The 13,402-nt window shown below is 58.8% G+C and carries 12 protein-coding genes, 1 tRNA gene and 2 other RNA genes; 2 read left to right on the top strand and 13 right to left on the bottom strand.

The window, feature by feature from the left end; all coding sequences use genetic code 11:
* Positions 1 to 181 precede the first annotated feature (181 nt).
* The 11 genes from dppF to CLM71_RS00575 all read right to left on the bottom strand — a co-directional run bounded on the left by dppF (position 182) and on the right by CLM71_RS00575 (position 10,221).
* Positions 182 to 1,168, bottom strand: a complete 987-nt coding sequence (gene dppF / locus CLM71_RS00625) for a dipeptide ABC transporter ATP-binding subunit DppF (protein WP_105229305.1) — start codon at positions 1,166 to 1,168, stop codon at positions 182 to 184.
* A complete protein-coding gene (gene dppD / locus CLM71_RS00620) occupies positions 1,165 to 2,145 on the bottom strand; it encodes a dipeptide ABC transporter ATP-binding protein (RefSeq protein ID WP_105229304.1) in 981 nt (326 codons plus the stop codon). The genes dppF and dppD overlap by 4 nt, the downstream gene beginning before the upstream one ends.
* Before the next feature lie 14 nt (positions 2,146 to 2,159).
* Complete coding sequence (gene dppC, locus CLM71_RS00615) at positions 2,160 to 3,062, bottom strand: dipeptide ABC transporter permease DppC (RefSeq protein ID WP_105229303.1); 903 nt, start codon at positions 3,060 to 3,062, stop codon at positions 2,160 to 2,162.
* 11 nt (positions 3,063 to 3,073) lie between these two features.
* Positions 3,074 to 4,093, bottom strand: a complete 1,020-nt coding sequence (gene dppB, locus CLM71_RS00610; protein WP_105229302.1) for a dipeptide ABC transporter permease DppB — start codon at positions 4,091 to 4,093, stop codon at positions 3,074 to 3,076.
* A 176-nt stretch (positions 4,094 to 4,269) separates the two neighbouring features.
* Positions 4,270 to 5,877: a dipeptide ABC transporter periplasmic-binding protein DppA gene (gene dppA, locus CLM71_RS00605; RefSeq protein ID WP_105229301.1), complete on the bottom strand. Its 1,608-nt coding sequence runs from the start codon at positions 5,875 to 5,877 to the stop codon at positions 4,270 to 4,272.
* A gap of 735 nt (positions 5,878 to 6,612) precedes the next feature.
* A non-coding RNA gene (locus CLM71_RS00600) (RtT sRNA) lies at positions 6,613 to 6,740 on the bottom strand.
* Between the two features lie 113 nt (positions 6,741 to 6,853).
* Positions 6,854 to 6,982: non-coding RNA, RtT sRNA (locus CLM71_RS00595), on the bottom strand.
* Between the two features lie 36 nt (positions 6,983 to 7,018).
* Positions 7,019 to 7,095, bottom strand: a tRNA-Pro gene (locus CLM71_RS00590).
* 123 nt (positions 7,096 to 7,218) lie between these two features.
* Positions 7,219 to 8,958, bottom strand: a complete 1,740-nt coding sequence (gene eptB / locus CLM71_RS00585) for a kdo(2)-lipid A phosphoethanolamine 7''-transferase (RefSeq protein WP_105229300.1) — start codon at positions 8,956 to 8,958, stop codon at positions 7,219 to 7,221.
* 220 nt (positions 8,959 to 9,178) lie between these two features.
* A complete protein-coding gene (locus tag CLM71_RS00580; RefSeq protein WP_105229299.1) occupies positions 9,179 to 9,604 on the bottom strand; it encodes an organic hydroperoxide resistance protein in 426 nt (141 codons plus the stop codon).
* A gap of 158 nt (positions 9,605 to 9,762) precedes the next feature.
* Positions 9,763 to 10,221 (bottom strand): MarR family winged helix-turn-helix transcriptional regulator, encoded by a 459-nt coding sequence (locus CLM71_RS00575; RefSeq protein WP_105229298.1) that lies wholly within the window; start codon positions 10,219 to 10,221, stop codon positions 9,763 to 9,765.
* A gap of 111 nt (positions 10,222 to 10,332) precedes the next feature.
* Here CLM71_RS00575 and CLM71_RS00570 point away from each other — a divergent pair, with 111 nt between their 5' ends.
* Together CLM71_RS00570 and CLM71_RS00565 are read left to right on the top strand one after the other, a co-directional pair.
* The gene (locus CLM71_RS00570; RefSeq protein ID WP_105229297.1) at positions 10,333 to 10,938 is read left to right on the top strand and encodes an HD domain-containing protein; all 606 of its coding nucleotides are present in this window, start codon (positions 10,333 to 10,335) and stop codon (positions 10,936 to 10,938) included.
* 301 nt (positions 10,939 to 11,239) lie between these two features.
* Complete coding sequence (locus CLM71_RS00565) at positions 11,240 to 11,989, top strand: NAD(P)-dependent oxidoreductase (protein ID WP_105229296.1); 750 nt, start codon at positions 11,240 to 11,242, stop codon at positions 11,987 to 11,989.
* Between the two features lie 7 nt (positions 11,990 to 11,996).
* Here the strand turns inward: CLM71_RS00565 and CLM71_RS00560 are convergent, their stop codons facing one another.
* The gene (locus CLM71_RS00560) at positions 11,997 to 12,620 is read right to left on the bottom strand and encodes a histidine phosphatase family protein (RefSeq protein ID WP_105229295.1); all 624 of its coding nucleotides are present in this window, start codon (positions 12,618 to 12,620) and stop codon (positions 11,997 to 11,999) included.
* A gap of 134 nt (positions 12,621 to 12,754) precedes the next feature.
* Positions 12,755 to 13,363 carry a helix-turn-helix domain-containing protein gene (locus tag CLM71_RS00555; protein ID WP_105229294.1) on the bottom strand — a complete coding sequence of 203 codons (609 nt, stop codon included), beginning with the start codon at positions 13,361 to 13,363 and terminating at the stop codon, positions 12,755 to 12,757.
* Positions 13,364 to 13,402: the final 39 nt, after the last annotated feature.

Genomic DNA, 13,402 nt, shown 5'->3' with positions numbered 1-13,402 from the left:
ATAATTACCCTGCTAGTCACTCTGCATACTTTCGCCATTTTATGACATAAAAAGGCGACGCTATTTAACCTTTCCGACATCAGGAAAAATGGCCGTATTCCTTATCCGTTCGCGCCGGCGACCTTATTTCTGCCTGGCTGAATAACAGGGGCCGCCGCTACGGCCCCTGCTCCCCTGCGGGTTATCCGCGCTCCTCATCCTGATCGACGGCAAAACACGCCACCATCTGCTCGCCATACTGGCGCAGCTGCGGCTGGCGCTGCGTACAGGCGCCGAACGCCCGGCGGCAGCGGGCGTTGAACGCACAGCCCGGCGGCGGGTTCATCGGGCTGGGCAGCTCGCCGCTCAGCTTGATGCGCTCCCGACGCATATCCGGGTTCAGGCGCGGTGTCGCCGACAGCAGCGCCTGAGTGTACGGATGGCGCGGATTGTTGAAAATGGCGTCCTTACTGCCCTTCTCCACGCAGCGCCCCAGATACATCACCATCACCTCGTCGGCGATATGCTCCACTACCGACAGGTCGTGCGAAATAAACACGTAGGACAGCCCCAGCTCCTGCTGCAGGTCCATCATCAGGTTAAGTACCTGCGCCCGCACCGACACGTCAAGCGCGGAGACCGGCTCATCGGCGATCACCACGTCCGGATTCAGCATCAGACCGCGGGCGATGGCGATACGCTGCCGCTGGCCGCCGGAGAACATATGCGGATAGCGGTCGTAATGCTCGGTTTTCAGCCCGACTTTGGCCATCATCGCCAGCGCCTTCTCCCGCCGCTCGGCGGCGCTGAGCGAGGTGTTGATCAGCAGCGGCTCCTCAAGGATCTGCCCGACCTTCTTGCGCGGGTTGAGCGATCCGTAGGGATTCTGGAACACAATCTGGATCTTCTGCCGGCGCAGCTTTTCCGCCGTGACGTCCGGCTTCAGCAGATCCTGCCCCTGATAGTACAGCTCGCCGTCGGTCGGCGTCTCAATCATGGTCAGCAGGCGGCCCAGCGTGGACTTGCCGCAGCCGGATTCCCCCACCACCGCCAGCGTCTTGCCGCGCTCCAGGGTGAAAGAGACGCCGTCCAGCGCTTTCACCAGCCGCTCCGGCGCAAACAAGCCTTTCTTCACCGGATAATACTTCTTCAGCCCGGTGGCCTGCAGTAAAGGTTGATTCTGGCTCATACGGTCGGCCTCCCCGCATCATCCAGCGGTGTGTGACATTTAACCTGACGGCCGGGAATGCTGCGCAGTTCCGGCTCCTCATTGCGACAGCGCTCGGTGGCGTACGGGCAGCGCGGGTTGAGCAGACAGCCGCCCGGGCGGTCATACTTGCCCGGCACCACGCCCGGCAGCGACGCCAGGCGCGCCTTGTCGGCGGCAAACTCCGGCAGCGCGCGCAACAGCGCCTGGGTATACGGATGGCGCGGCGCGCGGAAGATTTCCGACGCCTTGCCGGACTCCACCACCTGACCGGCGTACATCACGATAATGTGCTGCGCCGCTTCCGACACCAGCGCCAGGTCGTGGGTAATCAGCACCAGCGCCATGTTTTCACGCTGCTGCAGCTCCAGCAGCAGCTCGATGATCTGCGCCTGGATGGTGACATCCAGCGCGGTGGTCGGCTCATCGGCAATCAGCAGCTTGGGCCGGCAGGCGATCGCCATGGCGATCATCACGCGCTGGCTCATACCGCCGGACAGCTGATGCGGGTAGACGTCCAGCCGCGACGCCGGGTCGGGAATCCCCACCTGCGTCAGCAGATCGACCGCGCGCTGACGCCGGGTGCGGCGGCTGCCGCCCTGGTGCACCTTCAGCGCTTCCATAATCTGAAAACCGACGGTGTAGCACGGGTTCAGACTGGTCATCGGGTCCTGGAAAATCATCGCTACTTCGGCGCCCACCAGCTGGCGGCGCTCTTTCTCTGACAGTTTCTGCAAATCCTGGCCGTTGAACGCCAGGTTATCGGCCATCACCCGGCCGGGATAATCAATCAGCCCCATAATCGCCAGCGAACTGACGGACTTGCCGGAGCCGGATTCGCCGACAATGCCCACTACCTGCCCCTGCTCCACGCTGTAGCTGATGCGATCAACCGCGCGGAACGGCGCGCCTTCGTCACCAAAGTGCACCGAAAGCTTATCTACATTTAATAACGCCATGATCCATTCCTCAGTTACTGCTTGAGTTTGGGGTCGAGAGCATCGCGCAAACCGTCCCCCATCAGGTTAAACGCCAGCACCGTCAGCAGAATCGCCAGCCCCGGGAAGGTCACTACCCACCAGGCGCTTTGCGCGAACTGCAGTACGTCGGAGAGCATCGTGCCCCATTCCGGCGTCGGCGGCTGTGCGCCCATACCGAGGAAACCCAGCGCGGCCATATCGAGAATGGCATTGGAAAAACCGAGCGACGCCTGCACGATCAGCGGCGCCAGACAGTTAGGCAGAATATTGACAAACATCTGGCGCAGCGCCCCGGCGCCCGCCACCCGTGAGGCGGTGACGTAGTCGCGGTTGACCTCCACCAGCACCGCCGCGCGGGTGAGGCGCACGTAGTGCGGCAGGGCGACGAAGGTCAGCGCCAGTGACGCATTGACGATCGACGGCCCGAATACCGCCACCAGCACCAGCGCCAGCAGCAGGCTCGGCAGCGCCAGCATAATATCGACGACGCGCATGATGACAGCGTCCACCACGCCGCCGCAGTAGCCGGCCAGCAGGCCGAACACCACGCCCATAATCAACGACAGCGCCACCACCAGACAGCCGACCAGCAGCGACAGGCGTGCGCCGAACATCAGCCGCGACAGCACGTCGCGGCCCACGTCGTCGGTGCCGAGAATAAACTGCCAGCTGCCGCCCTCCTGCCAGACCGGCGGTTTGAGCAGCGCGTCGCGGAACTGTTCCGCCGGCGCATGCGGCGCCAGGAAACCGGCGCCCAGCGCGATAACCAGCATAATGATGATATAGACCAGGCCGACCACGGCCCCTTTATTGCGCTTGAAGTAGTGCCAAAACTCCTGCAGCGGCGTCATGGGCTTCGGCGCGCCGGCGGCTACCGGCTCAGTTACTTGAGTCATTACGGCGCCCCTTATTTCTTGTGACGAATACGTGGGTTAACCACGCCGTAGAGCACGTCTACCAGCAGGTTAACCAGGATGATCATACAGGCGACCAGCAGCACCCCACCCTGCACCACCGGGTAGTCGCGCCGCTGCAGCGCTTCAATCAGCCAGCGGCCAAGGCCCGGCCAGGAGAAGATGGTTTCGGTCAGAATGGCGCCCGCCAGCAGCGTGCCGACCTGCAGACCAATCACCGTCACCACCGGCAGCAGCGCGTTGCGCAGCGCATGCACCACAATCACCCGCATACGGCTGACGCCCTTGGCGCGCGCGGTGCGGATATAGTCCTCCCCCAGCACTTCCAGCATCGACGAACGGGTCATACGCACGATCACCGCCAGCGGAATGGTGCCCAGCACTACTGCCGGCAAAATCATATGCATCACCGCATCGACAAAATCGCCGGGCTCGCCCCAGAACAGGGTGTCGATCAGCATAAAGCCGGTCAGCGGCAGAGTATCGTCAAGGAACACCGTATCGCTGATCCTGCCGGAGACCGGCGTCAGGTTCAGCTGCACCGATACCAGCATGATCAGCATCATGCCCCACCAGAAAATCGGCATCGAATAGCCGGTCAGCGAGATGCCCACCGCGGTATGGTCAAAAATCGATCCCCGCCTCACCGCCGCCAGCACGCCGACCGGAATACCCACCAGCACGGCGAATATCATCGCGCAGATGCCCAGCTCCAGCGTCGCCTTAAAGCGCGGCACGAACTCGTCCCAGACGGAAATACGGCTCTTGAGGGACGTACCCAAGTCGCCCTGCAGCACATTGGATACGTAAGTGAAATATTGCTGATACAGCGGCTTGTCCAGCCCCATTTCCGCCATGATCTGCGCATGGCGCTCTGCGGAGATCCCGCGCTCCCCGGCCATGATCGTCACCGGATCGCCGGGGATCATGTGCACAAAGACAAAAGTCAGCAAAGTAATGCCGATAAACGTTGGGATAACTAACCCCAAACGTCGGAGTATGAACTGCAACATATCCCGAACTCTCTGTATAGGCGCCCGACAGCTCATCGTCCGCCGGGCTTATTAAGCTCACATCTTCTGAAAAGATCCTGGCGGGGACGGGCAGCCGCAGGCGCAACGCGTTGTGCCTGCGGCTGATGCGCCATCCCCGGCTTGTCAGGGCCGGGTAAACCCGGCCCGGTTACGCATTAATCCAGGGATACGTTCTCGAAGTGATGTTTACCCAGCGGATCCACCACGTAGCCTTTGACTTCTTTACGCACAGGCTCGTAAACGGTGGAGTGGGCGATGATCAGCGCCGGCGCCTGGTCATGCATCACCACCTGCGCCTGCTTGTAGAGTTCGATGCGCTTGTTATGGTCAGAGGCGGCGCGCGCCGGCTGAATCAGCGCTTCGAACGACTTGTCGCACCAGCGTGAATAGTTGGAACCGTCCTTCGCCGCCGCGCAGCTGAACAGCGTGGCGAAGAAGTTATCCGGATCCCCGTTGTCGCCGGTCCAGCCCATCATCACCGTCTGGTGCTCGCCGTCTTTGGCGCGCTTGAGGTATTCACCCCACTCATAGGAAACGATTTTGGCCTTGACGCCGATCTTCGCCCAGTCGGACTGAATCATCTCCGCCATACGGCGGGCGTTCGGGTTGTACGGACGCTGTACCGGCATCGCCCACAGGTCGATGGTGAAGCCTTCCGCCATGCCGGCTTCTTTCAACAGCGCCTTCGCTTTTTCAGGGTCGTAGGCGTAATCCTTCACCGCGTCGTTGTAGCCCCACATGGTCGGCGGGATCAGGTTTTTCGCCGCCTGACCGGCGCCCTGATAGACCGCATCGATAATGGCCTGCTTGTTGACTGCCATGGTCAGCGCCTGACGTACCTTCACATTATCCAGCGGCTTTTTCTCGACGTTAAACGACACATAGCCGACGTTCAGCCCCGGCTGTTCCATCAGGTTGATCGTTTTGTCCTGCTTCATACGCGCCAGGTCGGCCGGGTTCGGATACGGCATCACCTGACATTCGTTTTTCTGCAGCTTGGCGTAACGCACGGAGGCATCCGGGGTGATGGAGAACACCAGACGGTCGATCTTCGGCTTGGTGCCCCAGTAGCCGTCAAACGCTTTATACAGGATGCGCGAGTCTTTCTGGTACTGCAGCAACTGGAACGGACCGGTGCCGACCGGGTTGAGGTCCACTTTTTCCGGCGTGCCGGCTTTCATCATGTTGTCCGCATATTCCGCCGACAGAATCGAGGCGAAATCCATGCCCAAATCGGCCAGGAACGGCGCTTCCGGGCGGGTCAGCACAAAGCGCACGGTGTGATCGTCCACCTTCTCCACCTTGGCGATCAAATCCTGCATGCCCATGCCCTGGAAGTACTCATAGCTGCCGCCGGAGACCTTGTGGTACGGGTGTTTGGGATCCTGCTGGCGTTCGAAGGAGTAGACCACGTCGTCGGCGTTGAAATCGCGCGTCGGCTTAAAGATTTTGCTGCTTTGCCACTTCACGCCTTTACGCAGGTGGAAGGTGTAGGTTTTGCCGTCTTCACTGACGTCCCATTTTTCGGCCAGGCTCGGCTCGATTTCGGTGGTGCCGAGCTTGAACTCCACCAGACGGTTATAGATTGGCACCGAGCTGGCGTCATAGGTGGTGCCGGAGGTGAACAGCTGCGGGTTAAAACCTTCCGGCGAACCTTCAGAACAGTAAACCAGCGTTTTCGCCTGTACGCTGGCGGCGACGGTCAGCGCCACCAGTCCTATACCGAATTTCAGCATCCCCGATTTGGTCAAGGAACTCGTCATCGTTAGTGCTCCATTTGTGATGTGATGTGTGTATACCCGTCACGTTTCCGCTGGCCGGTGCGGCGGCGGCCCTTACCCGGCCCACTGCCAAGGCAGTGCGCCGTTCTGGGGTGCCGCTTTCCTGCAGCATGAAATCGTGGGGGTTAATGTCCGCCAGACCTGTATTTTTTTATTGCGCGGTCTGTGCGGCGGCCAGGGTCAGAAATGAGCCGGATGGAACGCATCCGGAAATAGGCGTTTAAGCGGGTGGTCGCCACTCAAACAGCTCTCGCTCTAACCCCTAAGGCTATCAAGTTGCCAACTGTTGAGGGTGGCGTCAATATAACCAGTGGGGTTTTACGCAGACTGTGAGAAACAGCAAACAAACATAAAAAAAACCATTTGTTAACATATACAGCATTAAACTTATGCTATGTGACAATTTTTCAGTGTGATTCCCTGAGTAACAAAAATTAACCAGCGTTAAACTCCGAGAAAAAACTAAAAAAGTTTGTTGTTAAATGCTGAAAATCTGAACGGTTATTTTTACGATTGGCTGCAAAAGCAGAACGAAATGCTGACGAATACCCCGAAAGAGTGAGTCCGATGCGCGCTTTTTTCGCGCCGCTCGGCAACTATCTGCGCGCAGGGAAAAAAGTGGGGGGAGCCTGTGGCGGCGTATCTCCATCCTCACGGCCACGGTATGGCCGATCGACAGACGAAAAAAAACCTGCTTTAAAAAGCAGGTTTTTCGAATGGTGGTCGGCGAGAGAGGATTATGCGCATCAAAGATGCGCCCCCTTCGGGCGTTGCTGCGCAACGTGGTCTCGCTGCGCTCGGCTCAAACCTCCTTCGGAGGCTATTTCGCGCATCCTGCGCTCACCCTTACGGGCCAACGCTAACGCGTTGTTCAAAACTGTTCCCGACAGTTTTGTCTCATCCTCTATCCGCTACAGACGAAAAAAAACCTGCTTTAAAAAGCAGGTTTTTCGAATGGTGGTCGGCGAGAGAGGATTATGCGCATCAAAGATGCGCCCCCTTCGGGCGTTGCTGCGCAACGTGGTCTCGCTGCGCTCGGCTCAAACCTCCTTCGGAGGTTCTTCATCCTCTATCCGCTACAGACGAAAAAAAACCTGCTTTAAAAAGCAGGTTTTTCGAATGGTGGTCGGCGAGAGAGGATTCGAACCTCCGACCCACTGGTCCCAAACCAGTTGCGCTACCAAGCTGCGCTACTCGCCGATGCGGGGCGCATCTTACTGCTGGCGCACAGGGGCGTCAATCACTTTTTCGCCCCGCCGTTGCAAACGGCGATAAAAGCGCCGAATCTGCCAAAAAAGCAGCGACGGCGCCCGGTCGGTCAGGTTACGGCTTGGCGACCGCGCCGGCAGCCGGCGCCGATGGAGCAGGCGTCGCCTTGGCCGATACCGGTGCCGCATTAGGGTTGTTGCACCAGTTATTCTTGGCGACGATACCGCCGTCCGGCGAGGTATAGCCCAGGCAGCCGAGAATGGTGTCAAACAGCTCGACGTGACGGTGGGATTTGCCCACCCGCTGCTGCGCCTGCAGACGCTCAAACGCGCTGCGGTTATGGTCGTCCGCCAGATATTTGTCCGAGGCCCAGACGATCATCGGCACGCGGAACTGCTCCGGCGGCGCCATCTCACGCGGCGTGCCGTGCAGGTGCGAGTTCTCGCCGATCGATTCGCCATGATCGGCAGCGTAGAACACGATGGCTTTCTTATCGCGCACCTGGTCAATCACCTTATCGATAAAGCTGTCGGTATACAGCACGGTGTTGTCATAGGCGTTGATCAGTTGATCTTTGGAACAGAAATCATCCACCCCCATGCACTCCGGCTGATAGCGCGCATAGCTGCGCGGATAGCGCTGCGAGTACAGGTAGTGCGAGCCTTTGGTATGCAGCACCACCAGGTGCTTGCCCTTCGGATAGCGCGCCAGCGACTCTTTCATCTCATCCACCAGCAGCATATCGTCGACCGATTTACCGTCATTGCGCTTCTCGGAGGCGATCATCTCGCGGAAGGAGTAGTTATTCACGTCGGTGTTGTTGTAGAACCATACCTCGCTCTGCATGGCGAACAGCTCGGAGGTAAAGCCCAGTTCTTTCAGCACCGCAAAAATATTCTGCTCTTTCAGCGTGCGCTGCGGGTTGTCCGAGGTGCCGCCTTCGCGCACAAACATGCAGCGCAGCGACAGCTTGGTCGAGGTATCGCAGGACTCGCCGCGGAACGCCACCAGGTTTTTCTCTTTCGACAGCTTCGGCGTGGTGTCACGCTCATAGCCCAGCATGCCCATATGGTCCCAGCGGGTGGTTTCGCCGATGATAAACACCACATAGGTATCATCGAGGCCGTCCGGCGCCACGTAGGTAAAGTGCTGCGCCGGGTCGAACATATTGGCGGCGTCCTGGCTTTCATCGTAGCGGGTATAGGCAAACAGCCCCAGCGCCGACAGCCAGTTGGACGGCAGGTAAGAGTGCGCCACCACGCCGCCATAGCTCGGCAGGTCGATATTGGTGATTTTCTCCTGCGCGGTCTGCTCTTTATCCAGCGTGCGCAGCGGCAGCCACACCAGCGCAACCACCGCCAGCAGCACCAGCAGCGGCTTCAGCCGCCGGCCCGGCGTTTTCAGCTGTTCAATCAGCGTATCACGCAGGTCGTTGCGCCAGATCAGCAGCAGCGGCAGCGCACTGACCACCAGCATCCACACCACAAAGTGCATGCCGACCACTTCTCTCGACAGATCGATATCCGTGGTCATCACCGACACGATAATGCCGTAGCCGATCACCACGTTGAAGAAGGTCATGTAATAGCTGGCCGCCACCGAGATCAATACCAGCAGCGAGGCGACGATGCGGTAAAACAACCGGCCGCCCAGCGATATCAGACGCATGATAAAGAAGGTGAACAGAACGATAGCAACAACTTCCGTTATTGCGGAAACAACCTTAATCCCCTGAATGCCGTGCGCAAATGAATCAAAACGACGATAAAAAACGGAAAGGTTTAAAAAGATGCCGATATAGATCGCTAACAATAACGATAAATTCTGCTGTGATAGCGATTTAACTTTGTTCATGCAACGCGGTAACTCCGGGGGACTTTTAAACTGTTCTGAAACCATTCAGACACTCAATGCGTCGGCAGGTTCAGCCGATCGACAATAAGCCCTATTTTTTAGTCGAGAATCAGGATGATTCTTAAGCAATGGGCGTGTTGCCGCTTCAGGACGCGGGGCGAGGCAGGAGAAAAAACAAAAAATGGAGGGTTTCCCCTCCATTGATCAGCGCTCGAACGCGTTATTTCACGTTTAATATAACATCAATATTGCCACGGGTGGCATTGGAATATGGGCAAACCACGTGCGCTTTCTGCACCAGATCTTCCGCCACGCTGCGCTCAACCCCCGGCAGACTGATATCCAACTGCACTTCAATGCCGAAACCGTTCGGGATTTCTCCGATGCCCACCGTGCCCTCAATGGCGGCATCGGCAGGAATTTTGACCTTTTCCTTCGCCGCGACGAACTTCAGCGCGCCGAGAAAACAGGCGGAATACCCTGCGGCAAACAGCTGTTCCGGGTTGGTGACCTCGCCGCCGGCGCCGCCCATCTCTTTCGGCACGCCCAGTTTCACGTCCAGTACGCCGTCAGATGAGGTAGCACGACCATCACGGCCGCCGGTGGCTTTTGCATGAGCGCGGTACACAACTTTTTCAATAGACATCTTTGCTTCCTTTTTTCGAGTGGGCCAACAGGCGTCGCCCGTCATAGATGCCGCGGCGCCAGATGAGCTCGCGATTAAATCGCACACTATATACTTAACAGACTCATTTTCAGTTTAGCGCACGATCGACGATCGTGCGTGCTGCCCGCCACCCGGCGTTACACCTGTCCGAGCAGGTTGCCGCGCAGCGTTTCCAGCTGCTGCTTCAGGCTCTGTACGTCCTCCAGGCTACAGGCAGAAGCACACATCACCGCTTCCGGCACCGACTGCGCCTTGGCGCGCAGCGCACGGCCGGCGTCGGTCAGCGCAATAATCACCTGCCGCTCGTCGGCGGCGGCACGATAGCGCACCAACAGCCCGGCGGCCTCCAGACGTTTCAGCAGCGGCGTCAGCGTGGCGGAGTCCAGAAACAGCCGCTCGCCAATATCGGATACGGTGATCTCATCCCGCTCCCACAGCACCAGCATCACCAGATATTGCGGATAGGTCAGCTCCAGCTGGCTGAGCAGTTTGCGATACACCTTATGCAGCGCCAGGTTGGCCGAGTAGAGCGCGAAACACATCTGTTGATCGAGCTGCAGCGCGTTTTTTTCGTTGAATGTATTGTTATCTTTCATTGTTTAAACATATATAGCACACGATAAAATAGCAAGCTAACACCCGACGATTGTGCTATTTTTTTATTTACAGGAACGCATTTGCGTGCCACAGGACGGGAGGGAACAGCCATGAGCGCAACGCTGGTAGAACGTGCGCGCCGCTATGCCACCAAGGCGCATGCGGCCATCGATCAACGCCGTAAATACACCAATGATCCCTATATTGTGCATCCGCAGGCGGTGATGGAGCTGGTCCGCAGCGTTCCCCATACCGACGAAATGCTGGCGGCGGCCTGGCTGCACGACACGGTGGAAGACACGCCAACCACGCTGGCCGACCTGGAAAGCCGCTTTGGCCCGCAGGTGGCGGAACTGGTCGGCATGCTGACCAACGTCAGCACGCCCGGCAGCGGCAACCGTTACCAGCGTAAGAATGACGACCGACGCCACAGCGCGCAGGCCTCACCGCAGGCAAAAACCATCAAGCTGGCGGATTTGATCGACAACACCCGCTCGCTGCTGACCTACGACAGCCACTTCGCCCGCACCTATCTGATTGAAAAACAGCGCCTGCTGGAAGTCCTGACCGAAGGGGATCGCCAACTCTGGCAGCAGGCCCACCATATCGTCGAACAGGGGCTGGCGGCGCTGCTGCTGCCTCCGCACAGCGTACCCGCCAGTTGGTTTGAGCATGCGCGTCAGCGCTACCGCGACAGTGAACGCGCATCCGCCTGAACGCCGGACAACACCCGCCAATAGATAAGATTAACTAACTAAATAATCTGCCACCAGGCGTGCGCTGCCGGCGGTGGCGGAGAAATAACCGGGTGAAAACTCGGTATTTATATCCATACCCTGACGTAAAATAGCGTTATTTTCAGCCGTCTGTATGTAAAATATTTTACATCAGCGCGTTACCTATCCCTTCAGCGGTCTTACCAACAATAACCATCAGAATTATTAATATTATTCTGGACAAAAATACTTCATGGGATTATTACTGGACCAGCGTAATTTGCTTTAGGGATTAAAAGCCATGACGTTGCGTAATGAGATAGGACGTATCCTGATTACCGGCGCCGGAGGCCGGGTGGCCACCGTCTATCGACGGGCTATCGCCGGACGCCATGCGCTGCGGCTGGCGGAGCGCGATACCGCCCTCCTGACCGATATCGGCGCGCATGATGAAATCATCGCCTGCGACATCCGCGATCTGCAGGCCTGCCGCCGCGCCTGCGACGGCATCGACACCGTGCTGCACCTGGCCGCCGACCCCTCGCCCGACGCCGATTTTTGCGGCTCGCTCAAAGACAACAATATCCTCGGCACCTTTAATATCTTCCGCGCCGCCAAAGACGCCGGCTGCCGGCGCGTGGTGTTCGCCAGCAGCGCGCAGGCGGTGGAAGGCTATCCGCTGGATTATCAGGTGCGGCCGGACGACGCGCCGCGACCGAAAAACCTGTACGGTGCCAGCAAGGCGTTCGGCGAAGGCATCGCCGCCTATTTTGCCTATCAGGAGGGATTATCCGCGCTGTCGGTGCGTCTCGCCAACTTCTGCACGCTGGAGCCGGGCCAGCAGGTCAGCGCCCGCGATATGAGCGCCTTCCTCAGCCACCGCGACGCTGCCGACCTGCTGGACCGCTGTATTCGCGTCGATGGTGTGCATTATGCGGTAGTGCACGGCATCTCCGACAACCGCTACAAACGGCTGTCGCTGGAGGAAACCTCCCGCCTGCTGGATTATCACCCGCAGGATGATGCTTTCCGTTTATTGGGGTTTGTCTGAGCGTTGCTCAGATCGGCGAGCGGCGCAACGCGCGTAAATGGCTGGCGATGCCCCAGTGCTGCAGCGTCAGCCCCTGACTGCCGGCTTCAACAATCGAATAGCTGCCGCTCAGATGGCCGTACTTGCTGGTTTCTTCTTTGGGGTTGGCGCCCTGTAACTGCCAGATCAGCGCCTGAATGGCATGGCCGTGCGTCACCACCCCGGCGGTGCCGCAGGAGCCGGCGGGGAAACTGCGGAAAAAAGACATCAGCCGCTGTACCACCTGCAGCGCCGACTCGCCCTGCGGCGCAGTCGCCGTCGGTTCGCCGGCAAAAATACGGGCGAAACCGCTTGGGTCGCTGGAGATGGCCTGATGGTAGGATTGGCCCTGATAACAGCCGAAATGTTGTTCATAGAGGCGCTCATCGCTGCGCACAACGCACTTGCAGTGCGCCGCCAGCGCCTGCGCGGTGGTCATTGCCCGGCCGGAAGGAGAACTGAAAATCTGCGTCAGCGTGGTGTCTTTCAGCGCCGCCATCAGTGCTGCGATCTGGCGATAGCCATCGGCCGTCACCGGGCTGTCATGCTGTCCCTGAATGATCCCTTCGCGACTTCCCTGTGATTCTGCATGCCTGATGACGATAAAGCGCATAGCTCCCCCTCCGTGATGAAGGTTAACTATAGTTCATCGTGATAAAAGTGCTGGCTCACATATCACCAAATGTTTTACAAGCGGTAAATCACGGCAACGGCGGCGGCCACAACGGCCGCTATCACGTTATCAGGCTACTGATAAATATGGCGTTCCATCACCGTCATGGTGAACACCAGCACATCCGCGCCCTGATTGCGGTAGGCGTGCGGCACATCGGTTTTGGCGACGGCGGAGCTGCCCGCCGGCACCGTCAGCGACACATCGCCGACCTGCACGGTCAGACTACCGCTTTCAACATGCAGCAGTTCCGTGGTGCCTGCCGGATGCCCCTCTGAGGCAAAATCTTCACCGGGCTGCATGTCCCAGCGCCAAAGCTCCAGCATATCCGGGCCGCTGGTGCCGGCCAGCAGCCGGGCGCTGCCGCCCTGCGGTCCGTGCCACAGCGTGGGAATGTCCTGCTGTGAGATCAGGTGCGCCTGCGGTTTACTGGCGACATCGACAATATCGGCGACGGACAGCCCCATCGCGGCGGCGATTTTGCACAAAATGGCGATGCTGGGGTTAGCCTGCGCTTTCTCCACCTCCACCAGCATGCCTTTGCTGATGCCGGCGCGGCGCGACAGTTCGTCGAGCGACAGCTTCTGCTGACGGCGAAACTCCCGGATACGCCCGGCGACGGCGGCGCTTACCGAGACGACATCGGCCCCCGCCTCGGTCGTTTTATTGACTTTTTTGGTCATTGGTCGCTAGTATGCAATAAATTGGTCATTACAGGATTA

This window comes from Serratia sp. MYb239, from assembly GCF_002966855.1.
GTDB classification, from domain to species: Bacteria; Pseudomonadota; Gammaproteobacteria; order Enterobacterales; family Enterobacteriaceae; genus Serratia_B; species Serratia_B rhizosphaerae.
Note: the sequence above shows the minus strand (reverse complement) of the source record. Positions and strands in the feature narration are given on the sequence as shown.